Source organism: Halomonas qaidamensis, assembly GCF_025917315.1.
Taxonomy (GTDB): Bacteria; Pseudomonadota; Gammaproteobacteria; order Pseudomonadales; family Halomonadaceae; genus Vreelandella; species Vreelandella qaidamensis.
In genome coordinates, this window is sequence record NZ_CP080627.1 from 45972 (window position 1) to 62880 (window position 16909).

The 16909-nt window shown below is 51.7% G+C and carries 15 protein-coding genes and 1 rRNA gene; 6 read left to right on the top strand and 10 right to left on the bottom strand.

The genetic code is table 11. The features are described 5' to 3' along the window. Window positions 1-115 precede the first annotated feature (115 nt). From rrf to K1Y77_RS00210, 3 genes are all read left to right on the top strand, one after another. Window positions 116-231 (top strand): 5S ribosomal RNA (rrf, locus tag K1Y77_RS00200). A 640-nt stretch (window positions 232-871) separates the two neighbouring features. Next, window positions 872-2407 carry a class I SAM-dependent methyltransferase gene (locus tag K1Y77_RS00205; protein WP_264429741.1) on the top strand — a complete coding sequence of 512 codons (1536 nt, stop codon included), beginning with the start codon at window positions 872-874 and terminating at the stop codon, window positions 2405-2407. Between the two features lie 128 nt (window positions 2408-2535). Then, window positions 2536-3879, top strand: coding sequence for a deoxyguanosinetriphosphate triphosphohydrolase (locus K1Y77_RS00210; RefSeq protein WP_030074310.1), 1344 nt, complete (start codon window positions 2536-2538; stop codon window positions 3877-3879). Window positions 3880-3883: 4 nt separating this feature from the next. Here the strand turns inward: K1Y77_RS00210 and K1Y77_RS00215 are convergent, their stop codons facing one another. The 3 genes from K1Y77_RS00215 to K1Y77_RS00225 are packed head-to-tail and all read right to left on the bottom strand — an operon-like array spanning window position 3884 to window position 5925. Further along, a complete protein-coding gene (locus K1Y77_RS00215; RefSeq protein WP_030074311.1) occupies window positions 3884-4792 on the bottom strand; it encodes a nuclease-related domain-containing protein in 909 nt (302 codons plus the stop codon). A gap of 57 nt (window positions 4793-4849) precedes the next feature. After that, entirely contained in the window at window positions 4850-5224 is a 375-nt protein-coding gene (locus K1Y77_RS00220; protein ID WP_030074312.1) for a translation initiation factor Sui1, read from the bottom strand. Between the two features lie 2 nt (window positions 5225-5226). Then, window positions 5227-5925, bottom strand: a complete 699-nt coding sequence (locus K1Y77_RS00225; protein ID WP_030074313.1) for an HAD family hydrolase — start codon at window positions 5923-5925, stop codon at window positions 5227-5229. A 250-nt stretch (window positions 5926-6175) separates the two neighbouring features. On the opposite strand from K1Y77_RS00225, the gene K1Y77_RS00230 reads away from it, so the two are divergent. Beyond that, a complete protein-coding gene (locus K1Y77_RS00230) occupies window positions 6176-6499 on the top strand; it encodes a hypothetical protein (RefSeq protein ID WP_030074314.1) in 324 nt (107 codons plus the stop codon). Between the two features lie 5 nt (window positions 6500-6504). Here K1Y77_RS00230 and K1Y77_RS00235 read toward each other — a convergent pair whose 3' ends face one another. From K1Y77_RS00235 to tkt, 7 genes are all read right to left on the bottom strand, one after another. Then, a complete protein-coding gene (locus K1Y77_RS00235) occupies window positions 6505-6849 on the bottom strand; it encodes a hypothetical protein (protein WP_030074315.1) in 345 nt (114 codons plus the stop codon). Between the two features lie 120 nt (window positions 6850-6969). Then, entirely contained in the window at window positions 6970-8034 is a 1065-nt protein-coding gene (fba, locus tag K1Y77_RS00240; protein WP_030074316.1) for a class II fructose-bisphosphate aldolase, read from the bottom strand. Between the two features lie 82 nt (window positions 8035-8116). Continuing rightward, window positions 8117-9286 carry a phosphoglycerate kinase gene (locus tag K1Y77_RS00245; RefSeq protein WP_030074317.1) on the bottom strand — a complete coding sequence of 390 codons (1170 nt, stop codon included), beginning with the start codon at window positions 9284-9286 and terminating at the stop codon, window positions 8117-8119. Window positions 9287-9340: 54 nt separating this feature from the next. Further along, window positions 9341-10384 (bottom strand): type I glyceraldehyde-3-phosphate dehydrogenase, encoded by a 1044-nt coding sequence (locus K1Y77_RS00250; protein ID WP_264019045.1) that lies wholly within the window; start codon window positions 10382-10384, stop codon window positions 9341-9343. A gap of 45 nt (window positions 10385-10429) precedes the next feature. After that, entirely contained in the window at window positions 10430-11149 is a 720-nt protein-coding gene (locus tag K1Y77_RS00255; RefSeq protein WP_030074319.1) for an LrgB family protein, read from the bottom strand. After that, on the bottom strand, window positions 11139-11492 hold the full coding sequence (locus K1Y77_RS00260) for a CidA/LrgA family protein (protein ID WP_030074320.1): 354 nt from the start codon (window positions 11490-11492) through the stop codon (window positions 11139-11141). The genes K1Y77_RS00255 and K1Y77_RS00260 overlap by 11 nt, the downstream gene beginning before the upstream one ends. 33 nt (window positions 11493-11525) lie before the next feature. After that, window positions 11526-13517 carry a transketolase gene (gene tkt, locus K1Y77_RS00265; protein ID WP_030074321.1) on the bottom strand — a complete coding sequence of 664 codons (1992 nt, stop codon included), beginning with the start codon at window positions 13515-13517 and terminating at the stop codon, window positions 11526-11528. Between the two features lie 243 nt (window positions 13518-13760). On the opposite strand from tkt, the gene metK reads away from it, so the two are divergent. Both metK and ligB read left to right on the top strand, forming a co-directional pair. Beyond that, the gene (gene metK, locus K1Y77_RS00270) at window positions 13761-14981 is read left to right on the top strand and encodes a methionine adenosyltransferase (protein WP_264019044.1); all 1221 of its coding nucleotides are present in this window, start codon (window positions 13761-13763) and stop codon (window positions 14979-14981) included. A gap of 181 nt (window positions 14982-15162) precedes the next feature. Beyond that, entirely contained in the window at window positions 15163-16908 is a 1746-nt protein-coding gene (ligB, locus tag K1Y77_RS00275; RefSeq protein WP_264429747.1) for an NAD-dependent DNA ligase LigB, read from the top strand. The last annotated feature ends 1 nt before the right edge of the window (window position 16909 follow it).

The following is a 16909-nucleotide window of genomic DNA, read 5'->3' on the forward strand; positions in this document are numbered from 1 at the left end:
GTGACAACACTTAGAAAACCGGATACGCGGATTAAGCCCACCGTAATACACGACAGGCTTAAGACGAAAGAGACGCCACAAAACACTGTTAGCATGATATGCATTACCTGTTACGCCTGACGACCATAGCGAGCGTGAACCACCTGATCCCATGCCGAACTCAGCAGTGAAACCGCTTAGCGCCGATGGTAGTGTGGGGTCTCCCCATGCGAGAGTAGGTCATCGTCAGGCACTTATTAAACAAAAAACCCAGCCACCCGGCTGGGTTTTTTGCGTTCAGAAAGAAAAAACACCCCTAGCCCTCTCTAACAACGTGGCCCCCTCCCGACGCGTGCACCGTACGTCATTGCCGAGTCACTGCACCGTCATTCCCGAGTGAGGTTATCGGGAATCCACCTTGACCTTGGCTTGCAGCAGCCCAAAACCCCAACTCAACATGGATTCCCGCCAAGGGGCTGCGGGAATGACAAGAGCGGCTCGGAGGGCTGGGGGGAGTCATCGTCAGTTACTGATTCGAAAAAATCCCCTAGGGCTGGGGTTTTTCATACTTGAAAGTAAGTCATTCAATAGGGGACGTAGGCGAATAAATAGCAAAAAATACTTGCGAAGTTATTTATACACATAATCGCTTAACAATCCTTAAAACTTCACGCTATCTCTTCAGTAGACCCATGGAATTAAATACTTCACTATCAAGTATCTAGCAATAGCGTTTGTATCAGGGTGTGGGTCATTGTCAGAGTTTGTGGCAGTGGTAAGGGCGCCATAATAATGTTTCCTGACTGTTTCTAAAATCCTGATGGTAAACGACTTCGTTTAAAGACTTAGTTTAAAAATTTGAACTATACGCCATCGCTTGGGAGCAGGTGTTATGTCGGATTGGACATCGGGATACGTAGCAGATATTAATTATACCTATGGGTATTACGCTGAGCTTAATCCTTTGCGCATTGCTTTAGGGTTTATCAATGCTGGTATTCGGCCGCCTAACACTATTAATGCCTGTGAACTTGGGTTTGGCCAGGGTATTAGCACCAATATTCATGCGGCCGCCTCACAAATAAATTGGTACGGGACCGATTTTAATCCCCATCAAGCGGCGTTTGCTCAGGAGTTGTCTTCTATTAGCGGTGCAGACGCTAAGCTGTACGATGATGCCTTTAGTGATTTTTGTCAGCGTGACAATTTGCCTGAGTTCGACTACATCGGTCTTCACGGTATATGGAGTTGGATTTCGGATGAAAACCGTGCGGTGATCGTTGATTTTATCCGACGAAAACTAAGAGTAGGAGGCGTGCTATATATCAGCTATAACACTCAGCCAGGTTGGGCGGCAATGGTACCAATGCGTGACTTGCTAGCGGAGTATGCTGATACTATGAGCGCCCAGGGAGCAGGCACCATTTCACGTATTGATGATGCCATTGCGTTTGCTGATAAGCTGGTCGCTGTGAACCCTGAGTATTGCAATGCTAACCCCCAGATAAAAAATCGTCTGGCTAAAATTAAGCAAGATAATAAAAACTATGTGGCCCACGAATACTTTAACCGTGATTGGGAGCCAATGGCATTTGCCAAAATGGCGCGTTGGTTAGAGCCAGCTAAAATGGACTGGGCTTGTAGTGCGAGATATGCAGATGCCATTGAGAGTATTCAGTTAACCAATGAGCAACAGGCCTTAATTAATAACATTCCTAACCCGCTATTTCGCCAGTCGGTGCGTGATTTTTGTGAGAATCGTCAATTTCGTACCGATTACTGGGTAAAAGGGGCACGCCGTTTAAGTGAGCTTGATAAAGATGAAATGTTAGGTGGTCTTCGTGTGATTATGGGAGTGCCACGTAAGGACGTACAGCTAAAAATCGCTGGGCGACTGGGTAACTTTGACTTGCCTAGCAATATTTATACGCCACTACTAGAGATGCTTTCATCCTATCAACCTGTATTTGTATCAGAGCTTTGGCAGGTTGCAGCAGAGCACGGGGTGGGGCGCTCTGCATTTAACAGTGCAATCGCCATACTTGCATCAAAAGGTATTATTTTGCCTGCCCAATCTGACGATGATATTGCTAAAGTAGCGTCCAAGACTGGTCAACTCAATCGTTTTTTAATGAGTCGGTCAAGAAGCACAACAGAGTTGAGTTATCTAGCAAGTCCTGTGACAGGAGGTGGTATTGCTGTCCCGCTTTTTCATCAGTTTTTCCTGCTTGCCTCGTTAGAGGGCGGCGATGATGCTAAAACGTTAGCTGCTTTTACGTGGCGTATTTTAGCGTCTCAAAACAAATGTCTGCTTAAAGAGGGTAAGCCAATTTCGGATGAGAATGAAAATTTGGTCGAGCTTGAGCGTCAGGCCAGAGATTTTCTAGATGAGCGGTTACCCATCTATCGAGCGTTAAAAATTATCTGATCAATGGCGCGTGTCACTATCATATGACATGTGTGTAGCGGTGGTTGTCGCTGCACACATGTCTTGAGGTTGAAGGCGGTTATCTTGCTTAGTTTTATGTCAAAATGTTGCTCTCACGGAGGAACGCTATGACACAGATGCAATGGGACCAGTTATTATCCCCTCAACGTCTTCACGATAAACGCCCTGGTAGTGTGCGTGAAGCGACTCATGAAATCGGTCGAAGCCCTTTTCATAAAGATCATGATCGTATTGTTTTCTCGGGTTCTTTTAGGCGTTTGGGGCGAAAAACGCAGGTTCATCCGCTGACAGAAAATGATCATATTCACACACGCTTAACTCACTCACTTGAAGTTGGCTGTGTTGGTCGTTCGCTAGGTATGATTGTCGGCGAGTTATTAAAGGATCGACTGCCTAGTTGGATTACACCCGCTGATTTAGGGGTGATCGTCCAAACGGCGTGTTTAGGACATGATATTGGTAATCCCCCTTTTGGCCATGCTGGTGAATATGCGATTCGTGATTGGTTTCAGCGTGCTCAAAAAAGTGGCTTGCTAGATGGTCTGTCTGACGCAGAGCGTGAAGACTTACTGACGTATGAAGGTAATGCCCAAGGCTTCCGTGTTATTACACAAATTGAATACAACCAGTTTAATGGTGGTATGCGGTTATCTGCCGCTACGTTAGGTACTCTACTTAAATATCCCTGGACGGTACGCTACAGCGGGCGTGCGGGTAAGTTTGGTTGCTACCAGTCTGAACAGGCGCTGTTAAAAGAAGTGGCTGAGGCTGTCGGGCTTCTTCCCCAGGGAGATCAACGCTGGTGTCGTCATCCGCTTGCCTGGCTTGTCGAAGCGGCAGATGATATCTGCTACGCCCTGCTTGATTTAGAAGATGGCTTAGAGATGGGGATTCTTCGCTATGAGGAAGTGGTTGAAATATTGCGCCAGATAGCCGGTGAATTTCCTCCAGAATACGCTGAGATGGAGAGGCGGAAAGTATCTCAGCGGCGTCGAATTGCGTTACTGCGCGGTGCTGCCATGGAGCGTGCAGTTAATGATGTGGGAGCTGTCTTTGTGCAGCATGAGCAAGCATTACTCAGCGGCACGTTAGGCCAGGATTTGTTAGAGCTGTGTCATCCTGATTTGGGATGGGGGGTTCAAGCTGCAAAGCAGTTGGCTCGTGAACGCATTTTTCAAAATGAGCGTAAAGCCAAGTTGGAAATTGGCGCCTACACAACGCTAGGAATTTTACTAGAAGCATTTATAGGTGCTGCTAATGAATTACATCACACAGGCCATAGCTCATTTAAACATCAACGTGTTTTGGCATTGATTGGTGAAAATACGCCACTGCAATCCTGGACGCTCTATGATAGCTATCGGCGTATGCTAGATTTTATTGGCGGTATGACCGATCACTATGCTGTCGATCTTGCACAAGAAATGGGCGGTCGCTTACGCGGTGATTAGTCTTTCAGACAGAGGGTTGGCGTAAGTGTTTGAGTTCCATAATACGTGCACGCTCAATTAATAAATGAATCACCTTATCGTGAATGGCATCGCTCATCTGGCCAGGGGTGAGTTCGGTTAACTGACGGGCTAGCTGCTCACCGCTTACGACTAATATGTCGGGGGCGGCTTCGCTAGTATCAACCTCCCAGCCTGGTAACACCAATACGCCTCGTACAGGCACGGGTATACCACAGCGACACTCTAACCACTGAGTCAACCAATTGACGCCCTGGCGCGTTTTATGAAGTGGACGGCGTTCTTGCCAATGAGGAAAACGCAGCCGCTCACGTTCAACGGCTACGCTATTAAGCTCTTTCCCATCGCTACCAATCGCTAATGCTCGGGCTCGCGTTTCTACCACGAAGACGCCGTGTGGTGTGACAACGACGTGGTCAATAGTAAAGCTATCAGTGGGAACATCGTGGAAGACATAGTAGGGGTGGGCTTCCGGCCTCACCATGCGCTCTAATTCCTGACCGACAGCTAGCTCGCAAGCTAAGCCAAGTTTAAGACGGCGGATACGCTGATAATCGCGGACAAGTAGCAGTGAAAACGCTAGCACTAATAGCGTGCTAAGTAAGCCATATAATGCCCACTCTACCCAGTCCTGTTTTTCTACAAATAGCATACGCCCCATGCCGTACACGAGAGGGGCCAGGCTAATGATGGGGCCGAGCGCGCCGTTTAAAAAAAGGCTAGAAAAAGCTTGGTCGAGGCGATGACGCAGGGCCTGGCCTGGTTCACGTAAAGGAGCGTTAAAGGGAGACTGAACGCGCGCATCGTGGAGGCTACGCAATGCTAAAACAATGCCACCCATAGCCGCCATGGGAAATAGAAAAATGAGTGGAAGCAGGTATTCTAGCCAATTCATTGCAGTGCCTTGCCCTTAGCGCGCGGTCTCAAGACAGAGCGCCATCACAGAGGTGTATCAGCCACCTGCTAATTTAACGTGGTAGCCTAATGAGGTTAGTGCATGTTGCAGTGTTTCTCGGTGATCGCCTTGAATCTCGATAATGCCATCTTTTACTGCACCCCCAGTACCGCAGCGTTTCTTCAATGTTTTAGCAAGCGCCTTCAACTCCGTGGTGGGGAGCGGTATACCGCTAATAGTAGTCACGCCTTTTCCCTTGCGACCACTGGTTTCACGCCGGATCCGCACAATGCCGTCTAAATCAGCAATGCGTGCTTGCTCACTGGTATCTTCACAGCGGCAGTGATCGATAGACTCACGGCAGCTAGGGCAAGTTTTGCCTTGTTCTGTTGAGTACACAAGGCCGCCGAGCTGGTCACGTAATGAAGCCATACTTATTTCTCTATTGAATGTTGAGGCATTGGCATTTGCCACTTTTCATGAGTAAGGCGCTCAACAACTGCAGGCAATTGGTACATGTTGCTGATCATAATAGCGCCTTCAGGCGTAGTTTCAGCATCTGGATAGCGGTTTAAGTGAATAACCGTCATGCCAGCTTGAAGGGCTGCTCTAATACCCACAAGGGCATCATCAATGGCAATGCAGTCTTTTGCTGCAAAACCCATGATACTAGCTGCATGGAGGTGAAGACAGGGTTCGGGTTTCCAACAGTTAGCGGTATAGCCGCTAAACAAGCGTTTACCAAAGTAGTCGGCTAGGCCGGTGGCCTTTAAAGCCGTATGAATTTTACTTTCTGGACCATTGGATACCACGGCACTTGGATAATGACGCAATACCTCAAGGGATTCACGTGCGCCAGGAATTGCCTCTAGTTCACTTGTTAGCCGATTAGCTAGGCTAGTGCGCATCGTCTGTTCCATGCTAGCTAATTGATCTTCATCGACATTACCATAGCGTTGCTGTAACTCTGCCACAATTCGTCGAAAGCGAGCACCTCGAAATTCCCCCAGATAATCGGTGGATTTGAAAGGTAAGCCTACCGAATTGAGCCCAATAGCCATTTCTTCAGCTAAAAGTGGTTCACTATTGACGAGGGTGCCATCACAGTCAAACAGCAAAAGTGGAAGCGGCATTGTCATTCCTTGCAGCGTCTTACGCGCTACCCGTGTTAGTTTAAGCCGACATCTGCTATTGAACGAGATTCCTCGCTCTTTGTGAACACTGTTTGATAATTTTTTATAGGTTTATGCCAAATTGCTTTGGTTAATGACTGACTAATGCATCTCTATTGCTTAGGATAAAAATGGCTTTTTAAAGCGACAACACTGGTAGCAGGACGTGTTTAGACTAAGCTGAGATAACCATAAAAAAAGGAGAGCCTTGATGCGATTTACACCTTGGGTGTTTTCAATTGCTTTTTGCACATCCCTACTGATGTCAGTGCAAGCACAAGCCGAAACGTCAGATTCAGATGATACGCAGCATGAGGCGTTAGATGACGCGGCATTAGAGGAAAAGTACGGTATTGAGGCAGGCGCACTTCAGCGCGATGAACCCGCTACCAACGACGCCGCGAACAACCGCGACGCTGAAAGTAACGATAGTGATGAAGAAGACACTGAGGGAGGCACTGGAGGCACCGGTAGTGCTGAAGATGCCATCGAAAACGGTGAGAGTGAGCAGAAGAGTAACAACGATAACGGCTAATACGATTAGCGTGATAAGCGTCGTGAATTAGCGCTGCTACGGCGGTGGTAGGGCTTCATGGCTTTTTGGCTAGTCACCCACCAAGGTGCATACTGACCGCTCATTGCATTTATTAATGTTTTTTGCATAACAAGGCCTGCTTCTGCGCTGGCCTCCATTTTTTCGCTCACCATACGTTGGTTTTCACGCATCATGGAGGGGCTAAAAAATGGCTGTGTTTGCCACATTTGTTGGCGCATAGCGATCGTAGTGAGCGAGGAACTCCATAGCTCAAATGCCATTAACCCCGCTTTCCATATATCAAACATGGCCAGTGGAGCCGCCGATGTCGTTATAGAAGAGTGCTTCATAGTGGGGTACCTGTTAGGAAATAGTTAGCTACGCTCCTCTAGTAATAGCACATATATGCTGCGTTGCAACAAAATAAGGCGGCCGATTAGGCCGCCTTATGGGTGCTACAAAAACGAAAGTTACTTCACTTTGGGGTCTAGCTCACCACGCTCGTAACGCTGGAACATAACTTCCAGGTTAATAGGTTTGATTTTACTCGCATTACCGGCGGTACCGAAGGCTTCATAGCGTGCAATGCATAGGTCACGCATGGCCGTCACGGTTTCTTTAAGGAATTTACGTGGGTCGAACTCTGAAGGGTTCTGAGCCATAAAGCGGCGTACTGCACCCGTAGAAGCAAGGCGTAAATCGGTGTCGATATTGACCTTGCGAACGCCGTGCTTAATGCCCTCAATGATCTCTTCGACCGGTACGCCGTAAGTTTCTGGAATTTGACCGCCATACTGGTTAATCACTTCCAGCCATTCCTGGGGCACAGATGAAGAGCCATGCATTACCAGGTGGGTATCGGGAATACGCGCATGAATTTCTTTAATGCGCTGAATTGAAAGCGTATCACCGGTGGGTGGCTTAGTGAATTTATAGGCACCGTGGCTGGTGCCAATGGCGATCGCTAGCGCATCGACGTGGGTCGCTTTGACAAATTCTGCGGCTTCTTCAGGATCGGTGAGCATCTGCTCCATATCCAGTTTGCCTTCGGCACCGATGCCGTCTTCCTCACCGGCCATGCCCGTTTCTAAGCTGCCCAGGCAGCCCAGCTCACCTTCTACAGAAACACCACAAGCATGTGCCATTTCCACGGCACGGCGGGTGACATCAACGTTGTAGTCGTAGTCCATTGGTGTTTTGCCATCTTCACCCAGTGAACCATCCATCATCACTGAGGAGAAGCCAAGCTGAATAGAGCGCTGACAAACGGCAGGACTAGTACCGTGGTCTTGATGCATCACGACAGGGATATGCGGGAATTCCTCTACAGCTGCCAAGATGAGATGGCGCAGAAAGGGTGCACCGGCATATTTGCGCGCGCCAGCAGAGGCTTGCACGATAACTGGCGAGTCGGTGGCGTCCGCTGCTTCCATAATGGCGCGCATCTGCTCAAGGTTATTAACGTTAAATGCTGGAATGCCGTAGCCATATTCGGCAGCGTGGTCGAGCATTTGGCGCATGCTAATCAAAGCCATGAGGTCACCTTATCTATATTGTCAAAATTGGGTTGTCTGTGTGAACGAGTGCAGTGAGCGTACTGGTTCACCTCGCTGGGTATTAACCGCGCTGCGCGGCCGCTTCTAAAGCAGCAACCGCAGGCAGCTGTTTGCCTTCAACGTATTCAAGAAATGCGCCACCGCCGGTCGAGATATAGGAAACGCGGTCAGCAATAGCGTATTTATCAATCGCCGCTAACGTATCACCGCCCCCAGCGATTGAGAAAGCGTTGCTGTCGGCAATGGCGAGGGAAAGTACTTCCGTTCCTTTGCCAAATTGATCAATCTCAAAGACGCCAACGGGGCCATTCCACAAAATAGTTCCTGCGTTTTTCAGCAGGCTAGCGAGATGGTTAGCGGTTTCGGGACCGATATCCAGGATCATTTCATCATCAGCGACTTGGTCAACTGGCTTGACGATGGCGTCAGCCGATTCAGAAAATTCGGTGGCGACGACGACGTCAGTGGGCAACGGAATGGCCACTTTGTCCATCAATGCTTTTGCCTGGCCGATTAAATCTGCTTCGTAGAGCGATTTGCCGACATTATAGCCTGCTGCCGCGATAAACGTATTGGCGATACCGCCACCGACAATGAGCTGATCGCATTTGTCAGAAAGGGCTGTGAGTACATCTAGCTTGGTAGATACTTTAGAGCCGCCGACAATTGCTGTCATAGGACGAGCAGGGGTCGCCAATGCTTTTTTAAGCGCCTCGAGCTCTTGGGCAAGCAGCGGGCCTGCACACGCCTGCGGGGCAAAGCGTGCAACGCCATGTGTAGAGGCCTGTGCACGGTGAGCGGTGCCAAAGGCATCCATTACAAAAACGTCGCATAGTGCTGCATACTGCTTGGAAAGCTGCTCGTCGTCTTTTTTCTCACCAATGTTAAAACGCACGTTTTCTAACAGCACAACATCGCCGTTAGCTAACGTTGGTGCTGTATCGAGATAATCTTTGATTAAGGCAACGGGGTGGCCTAGTAATTCGGTTAAGCGCTCTGCGACAGGAGCTAGTGAAAATTCGTCAGCAGGCTCACCTTCAGTGGGGCGGCCTAAGTGGCTCATGAGCATCACTTTCGCACCTGCTTGAGCTGCTGCCTGAATGGTGGGCAGCGCCGCGCGAAGACGGGCGTCACTGGAAACACGGCCATGTTTGATTGGCACGTTAAGGTCTTCACGAATCAGTACACGCTGCCCTTCCAGGGGCAGGTCGGTCATTTTTTGCACGTTCATGTGAGCGGTTTCCTCGTGTTCAAGCAGATAAAAAGTCGTGGTACAGGCCCAGGCCTAGCGAGCATCGTTTGTGGAAAGCGATGCCAGCCGTTGGGTGATATCCAGCATACGATTGGCAAAGCCCCATTCATTGTCAAACCAGCACAGCAGCTTAATTAAGCGTGCTCCTGCGACCCGTGTTTGCGTGGCGTCTAGGATGCCAGAGCGGGGGTCATGATTAAAATCTATCGATGCCATGGGGGCTTCGGTATAGCCCAATACGCCAGCTAAGCGTTGCTGGCTGGCACTGCGTAGTAATTCGTTAACGTGCTCGGCGTGGGTATCGGTGCGAACCGTCAATGCTACATCCATCGCTGATACATTAATGGTAGGTACGCGCACGTGTAGGCATTCAAAGCGCCCTGCTAAGCTAGGCATCAAACGGCTTATACCAACAGCCAATCCTGTATCTACAGGGACAATTGATTGCATCGCCGAGCGTGTTAGACGCAGGTCTGTTTGATGGTAGGCATCAATGACCGGCTGATCGTTCATCGCTGAGTGGATGGTGGTGGTAACACCATGCTCAAGCCCTAAGGCTTCGTCTAGTACTGTCAGTAACGGCACCAGGCAGTTAGTGGTGCAGGAGGCTGCGGAAAGAATACGCTGGGAGAGCGCTAATTCATGCTCGTTGATGCCCCAGACAATGGTTGCATCCACATCGCTTTCTGCAGGTTGGGAAAACAGCAGCCGCTTAGCCCCTGCTGTTAAGTGCTGCTCAGCCGTTGCTCGGTCTTTAAAACTGCCAGAGCACTCCAACACTAGGTCAACGCCCAACGCTGCCCAGGGCAGCGCTTGCGGGTCGCGCTCACAAAGCACCTGGATTCGATGGCCATTAATCAGCAGCACTTCGCCATCATGATCCACCTCGCCCGGAAAACGACCATGGGTAGTGTCGTAGCGGGTAAGATAGGTGATGGTCGCAAGGTCAGAAAGCTCGTTGATAGCGACCACTTCAAGCTCAGGGAGGTTGCGTTCAACCAGGGCTCTTAGCACGCACTGACCAATGCGCCCGTAACCATTAATGGCAATACGATACTTTGAGGTTGCGTTAGCCATGTCGCGAAGCGGCTCTTAAGAAAATATGCGCGATGATAGCGTATTTCAGCTGGCGATGCTTATCAGCTGCCAGGCGAGTGGCAGTAGTAGCGCGGTAAAAATGCCCGTTAAGCTCATGCCCAGCGAGGCAAAAGCGCCCGCCGTCGGGCTTAGTTCAAAGGCACGCACAGTGCCAATAGCATGGCCATTAAGCCCCAGTGCGAAACCGATAATGCGCTCATCGTCTATTTTTAATAGCCGAGCCGAAATGCTAACGAAGGGGATGGTGATCACGCCAGTCACCAGCAAGGCGCCCATTAGCAGCGCCACGCTGCCACCTAGCTGTTCGGTAATGCCGATAGCGATGGGCGCGGTGACTGACTTAGCGGCAAGTGACGCCAAAATGGAAGGGCTGGCACCGAGCAACCACGCTATCGCCAAGGCATAGCAAGCGGCAAGCGACGCCGCTATCGGTAGGCAAAGCGTCAGCGGTCGCCATAGTTCGCGGATGCGCGGCAACTGTTGGTAAAGTGGCATACCTAAGGCAACCGTGGCCGGTCCCAATAAGATGGTTAGCCAAGCAGCGCCCTGTTGGTAAGTGTCGTAGGGTAAACCCAGCGCGGCTAGCGCGCCTGCCAGCAGCAGTGCGGCAATTAATATTGCCGGTAACCAGGAGGGATTGCGCAGACGTTTAAACAGCGCGCTGCCGAGCAAGTATGCCGCCAGTGTTAAGGCAACGGCAAAGAGCGGCGTTATGGTTAAAGTAGACAGCAAATTAGTGAGCATGGGAGCGTCCAATTAACCGCTTTAACACCCACAGCGTGGTGATAACACTTAGCAGTGTGCCCAATAGTAAGGCAAACAAAATAGCGAACCACTGGCCTGCCAACTCATCCAGAATAAAAAACACACCGACAACGCCGGGCATAATCAGCATGGCGAGAAGCGCAATAAGCGGTTGGGCAGCAGCGGCTAAACTTGAAGGCACACGTCCAAGAACGGTAAGGGTGGCGCATAGCAACAGCATACCAACCACCCCTGAAGAAAAAGGTAGGCCGGAGAAGTGGACCACCACTTCTCCGATTAACCAGTAGCTAATTAGCCATAGCAGACCATTTAGCGCGGGCATGGCAAAGCCCGCACTAGATCAGTCTGCGTGGCGTTAGCCCAACAGCTCATTAGCCTGTTTAACAATATTTTCAACCGTAAAGCCGAAATGTTTAAACAGCTCGCCAGCCGGTGCCGATTCGCCATAGGTGGTCATGCCGATAACACGACCATCTAAACCAACGTACTTATACCAGTAGTCGGCGTGACCCGCTTCGATTGCAATCCGTTTGGTGACTGCCTTAGGCAGTACACTTTCACGGTATTCCGCATCCTGGCCGTTAAAGCGGTAGGTTGACGGCATGGAAACCACGCGCACCGCTTTACCCTGCTGTTCCAGTTCTGCTGCTGCGTCCATGGCAAGTGATACTTCAGAGCCAGTGGCAATCAAGATCAGCTCGGGCGTGCCGTCGCTGTCTTTCAAAACGTAACCGCCGCACTGAATAGCAGCTAACTGCGCCTTGGTGCGTTGCTGGTGAGGCAGGTTCTGGCGCGAGAGCACCAACGCGGTGGGGCCAGAGTGGCGTTTCACTGCGGCATCCCAGGAAGCCGCAGTTTCAACGGCGTCACAGGGGCGCCATGTGTTCAGGTTAGGCGTTGTCCGCAGGCTGGTCAGCTGCTCAATCGGCTGGTGGGTGGGACCATCTTCGCCCAGGCCAATAGAGTCATGGGTAAATACGTAAATGGCTTGCTGGCCCATCAGTGCTGCCATACGCACGGCGTTACGCATGTATTCCATGAAAATCAGGAAAGTCGCGCCATAAGGAACGAAACCACCGTGAAGGGCGATACCATTCATCACCGCGCCCATGCCAAACTCACGTACCCCGTAGTGCAGGTAGTTGCCGCTAGCGTCTTCCGGAGTAATTGCTTTGGCGCCCTTCCAGAAGGTCAAGTTAGACGGCGCAAGATCAGCGCTACCGCCGAGCAGCTCGGGCATTTGCGGGCCGATAACATTTAACGCTTCAAAAGAGGCCTTGCGCGAGGCAATGCTTTCACCTTTCTCTTGAGCCTGCTCAATAAGAGCGGCGGTAGAAAGTTCTGCCGGTAGCTGCGCCTTCATGCGGCGTTCAAACTCTTTAGCTTCGCCTGGGTATGCTTCGGCATAACGGGCGAAGCGGGTATCCCACTCTTGCTGGCGGGTTTTGCCAGCGTTACGGGCATCCCAAGCAGAATAAATGGGCTCAGGGATATGGAACGGTGCGTGTTCCCAGCCGAGTTGCTTACGGGCGAGGGCAACTTCGTCGTCACCTAATGGTGCGCCGTGAGCCTCTTCTTTACCTTGTTTATTTGGTGCGCCAAAGCCAATGATAGTTTTGCAGATAATTAGGCTAGGTTTATCGCTGTGGCTCTTAGCTAATTCAATGGCCGCTTTGATCTCTTCCGGTTTATGGCCGTCGACGTTCGGCACCACGTGCCAGCCGTACGCTTCAAAGCGCTTGGCGGTGTCGTCGGTGAACCAGCCTTCAACCTCACCATCAATAGAGATGCCGTTGTCGTCATACAGGGCAATCAGCTTGCCAAGCTGCTGTGTACCCGCCAGCGACGCGGCTTCATGGGAAATGCCTTCCATCAAGCAGCCGTCACCCAGGAAGCACCAAGTGTGATGATCAACAATGGTGTGGCCAGGGCGGTTAAACTGCGCAGCTAGCGTTTTTTCAGCAATCGCAAAACCAACGGCGTTAGCAAAACCTTGGCCCAGTGGACCGGTAGTCGTTTCAATGCCAGGGGCGTAGCCAAATTCCGGATGACCAGCGGTGGGCGAGTGCAGCTGACGGAAGTTTTGCAGCTGTTCCAGGCTTAATTCATAGCCGCTTAGGTGCAGCAGAGAATAAAGCAGCATTGAACCGTGGCCATTAGACAACACGAACCGGTCGCGATCGGCCCACTTAGGGTCTTCGGGGTTGTGCTTGAGGTAGTCATTCCACAGCACCTCGGCAATATCAGCCATGCCCATGGGCGCGCCAGGGTGGCCAGATTTGGCCTTCTGAACAGCATCCATGGAAAGGGCGCGAATGGCATTGGCCAGCTCAAAACGGGACGGCATGGGGGTGCTCCTCGCCTGAAAACGGAAATAATAAAGGTGCTATTGTCGCTGACTTCCCCGGCGGCGGCAAATTCTGGGGTCACGTTCTGGGAAGAATCCCCAACAGCGTGTAGACTCTGCCTCCCGAAGTGGTCGCCAAAACAAGTAGCACCGCTTCTTTATATGGGCAGGGAACCTCCTGCCGTGATTTCCTGCTGATGCTGCGGTCACTATGCAGCCGTCATACAGAGGGTCGAGTGCGCGATGAGCGAATATTCCCTGTTTACCTCCGAGTCTGTCTCGGAAGGCCATCCCGATAAGATTGCCGACCAGATTTCTGACGCGGTTCTAGATGCCATTATCGCCCGAGATAAACAGGCCCGCGTTGCCTGTGAAACCATGGTGAAAACGGGCGTTGCCATTATTGCCGGTGAGATCACCACCTCTGCGTGGGTTGATCTGGAAGCGCTGGTGCGTGATGTGATCACCGATATTGGTTACACCTCGTCTCACGTCGGCTTTGATGGCGCAACCTGTGGGGTAATCAACCTGATCGGCAAGCAGAGCGTTGATATCGCTCAGGGCGTTGACCGTACCAAGCCCGAAGACCAGGGCGCTGGCGACCAGGGGTTGATGTTTGGCTACGCAACCAACGAAACCGACTCGTTCATGCCCGCGCCGATTCACTACTCGCACCGTTTGGTTGAGCGTCAGGCCGAGCTGCGCAAAAACGGTCTGTTGCCGTGGCTGCGCCCGGACGCTAAGAGCCAGGTTACCTTCCGGTATAATGCCGAAGGTCAGCCATGTGGCGTAGATGCCGTCGTGCTGTCTACCCAGCATGACCCAGAAATCGCTCAAGATGATCTGCGTAAAATGGTCAAGCGGGAGATCGTCGAGCAGGTGATTCCCGCTGAATGGCTTGATGAAAATACCCAGTACCACATTAACCCAACCGGTAAATTTGTTATTGGTGGCCCGGTGGGCGATTGTGGCCTAACAGGGCGTAAAATTATCGTCGATACCTACGGCGGTATGGCGCGTCATGGTGGCGGTGCTTTCTCGGGCAAAGACCCCTCTAAGGTTGACCGCAGCGCCGCTTACGCTGGCCGGTACGTGGCTAAAAACGTGGTGGCTTCAGGGCTTGCCGACAAGTGTGAAATTCAGGTTTCTTACGCCATCGGTGTTGCCGAGCCGACGTCGGTATCCATCGATACCTTTGGCACCGGTAAAATCGACGATACGAAAATCGTTGATTTAGTGCGCCAGCATTTTGATCTGCGTCCTTACGCGATTACCAAAATGCTCGACTTGTTACATCCTATGTACCGCCTTACGGCTGCCTATGGTCACTTCGGTCGTGCGCCATTTGAGCACAGCTACCACTGGACAGACGACAAAGGTCAAGTGCATACCGAAACCTTTACCGCCTTCCCATGGGAAAAAACCGACAAAGCCGACGCCCTGCGCCAGGCTGCTGGCCTATAAAAAGATATCTGACTGCCTTATATGCAGTTAAGACCGTGCCCCTTGGCCAATGCCAAGGGGCTTTTTTTTACGTTGAATGTTTATTTTCAGTCATGCGCTAAGGTCACTCTTCTCATCTGGCGTCTTGTTTAGTCGCCGCTAGTTAAAAGGAAAGCGCTATCACAAGGTGCTGAGAGGGCGTATGGATACCAACAGAAAAGCATGCAGACGATGGTTATTGATCACTGCTTTATTGAGACTCGTATTGGGAAGAGCAACGTTATTAAGCGTAGTGTTATTAAGTGCGGGCTTACTGAGTGTCACCTTATCCGCACAGGCCAGTGCGTGTCCTGATTGGCCCCGTGCACAGCTGGTGCAAGAGAGCCAAGCGTTAAGCGAGCGCATTGCACGTTGGGACAGTGCCTATCACGATCAGGGCGAATCGCTAATTGACGATGAGTTATACGATCAAGCAGTCGCTCGGTTAGCCAACTGGCAAGTCTGCCTGGGTGAAATGGCCCGGCAGCGACCACTAACCAGAGTAACCCGTAGCGATGGCACCTTAGATCACCCTGTCGCGCAAACGGGCTTAAATAAAGCCGATGATGACGGCGTGCGACGCTTTATCAGCCGCCGAGACGATCTTTGGATTCAGCCCAAGGTTGATGGTGTCGCGATAACGCTGCGCTACGAAGAAGGCGTGTTGGTCGAAGCGGTTAGCCGCGGTGATGGCGAGCGCGGGCAGAACTGGACGGCTCGTGTACAGCAGCTTCCTGCTGTGCCGAATAGGCTACCAACGCCGCTCTCAGCCGTATTCCAAGGTGAGCTTTACTGGACATTGGATAGCCATATTCAGTCACAGACTCCTTCCTCTGGCGCGCGGGGCGCTGTTGCTGGTGCTATGGCGCAGGCGTCGCCTACGCGCCAAACCCTTGTGCAAGTTGGGCTGTTTGTGTGGGATTGGCCTGATGGCCCCGCTGAGATGAGTGAAAGACTGAGTCACTTGACCGCATTAGGCTTTGATACCGCTGATTACACCCATCCGATTAATGACCGGCATGATGCTGCCGACTGGCGCGATAGATGGTTTAACGGGCCTCTGCCATTCGCCACCGACGGGGTGGTATTGAAACAGGCCAGACGCCCTGGCGTGCAGCGCTGGACTTCATCGCCACCGGAGTGGGCCGTGGCGTGGAAGTACCCTGCTCAGCAGGCGTTAGTTCAGGTGCGCGGCGTCGAGTTTCGCGTTGGCCGAACAGGGCGGGTGACCCCATTACTGTGGCTTTACCCAGTGACAATAGAAGGGCGACGCATCAGCCGTGTGTCGCTTGGGTCTTTGGAACGTTGGGAAGCGTGGGACGTGCGCCCGGGAGATCACGTCGCCATAACATTGGCAGGACTTACTATCCCCCAAGTAACAGAAGTGGTGTGGCAAACCCGTGAGCGGGCGCCGCTTGGTGTGCCCTCCCCAGAGCGCTATCACCTATTAAGTTGCTTTACGCTCACCACAGACTGCGACGCGCAGCTGCTGGCGCGGCTTAGTTTTTTAAGTGACCAGTTAACTATGCAGGGCGTTGGGGAAGGTACCTGGCAAGCGCTTATGGAGGCAGGTGTTGTGACTGAACTTCTGGGCTGGCTGGCAGCCACGCCGGAACAGCTTCAGCGGGCACACGGCGTGGGCGACGTTCGTGCAGTAGCGCTTGCTGCCCAGTTTGAGGCTGCAAAGACGGCCTCCTATGCTCAATGGTTAACGGCGCTGGGAGTGCCGCCTGGTGGCAGCGCTCAGCTAGGGGGGTGGGATACTTTGGCAGGCTATACACACACCGATTGGCAGGCTGAACCCGGCGTTGGTCCTCTACGTGCTGACGCGCTGGTGGCATTTTTCAGCCATCCAGACGTGCAGCGGTTGGCTGCTCAGCTTAAACAGGCGGGTGTCGAGGGCTTTTAAC

Coding starts and splice junctions, on each gene's coding strand:
- K1Y77_RS00205 (WP_264429741.1), top strand. CDS start 872: ATGTCGGATTGGACATCGGGATACGTAGCAGATATTAATTATACCTAT.
- K1Y77_RS00210 (WP_030074310.1), top strand. CDS start 2,536: ATGACACAGATGCAATGGGACCAGTTATTATCCCCTCAACGTCTTCAC.
- K1Y77_RS00215 (WP_030074311.1), bottom strand. CDS start 4,792: ATGAATTGGCTAGAATACCTGCTTCCACTCATTTTTCTATTTCCCATG.
- K1Y77_RS00220 (WP_030074312.1), bottom strand. CDS start 5,224: ATGGCTTCATTACGTGACCAGCTCGGCGGCCTTGTGTACTCAACAGAA.
- K1Y77_RS00225 (WP_030074313.1), bottom strand. CDS start 5,925: ATGCCGCTTCCACTTTTGCTGTTTGACTGTGATGGCACCCTCGTCAAT.
- K1Y77_RS00230 (WP_030074314.1), top strand. CDS start 6,176: ATGCGATTTACACCTTGGGTGTTTTCAATTGCTTTTTGCACATCCCTA.
- K1Y77_RS00235 (WP_030074315.1), bottom strand. CDS start 6,849: ATGAAGCACTCTTCTATAACGACATCGGCGGCTCCACTGGCCATGTTT.
- fba (WP_030074316.1), bottom strand. CDS start 8,034: ATGGCTTTGATTAGCATGCGCCAAATGCTCGACCACGCTGCCGAATAT.
- K1Y77_RS00245 (WP_030074317.1), bottom strand. CDS start 9,286: ATGAACGTGCAAAAAATGACCGACCTGCCCCTGGAAGGGCAGCGTGTA.
- K1Y77_RS00250 (WP_264019045.1), bottom strand. CDS start 10,384: ATGGCTAACGCAACCTCAAAGTATCGTATTGCCATTAATGGTTACGGG.
- K1Y77_RS00255 (WP_030074319.1), bottom strand. CDS start 11,149: ATGCTCACTAATTTGCTGTCTACTTTAACCATAACGCCGCTCTTTGCC.
- K1Y77_RS00260 (WP_030074320.1), bottom strand. CDS start 11,492: ATGCCCGCGCTAAATGGTCTGCTATGGCTAATTAGCTACTGGTTAATC.
- tkt (WP_030074321.1), bottom strand. CDS start 13,517: ATGCCGTCCCGTTTTGAGCTGGCCAATGCCATTCGCGCCCTTTCCATG.
- metK (WP_264019044.1), top strand. CDS start 13,761: ATGAGCGAATATTCCCTGTTTACCTCCGAGTCTGTCTCGGAAGGCCAT.
- ligB (WP_264429747.1), top strand. CDS start 15,163: ATGGATACCAACAGAAAAGCATGCAGACGATGGTTATTGATCACTGCT.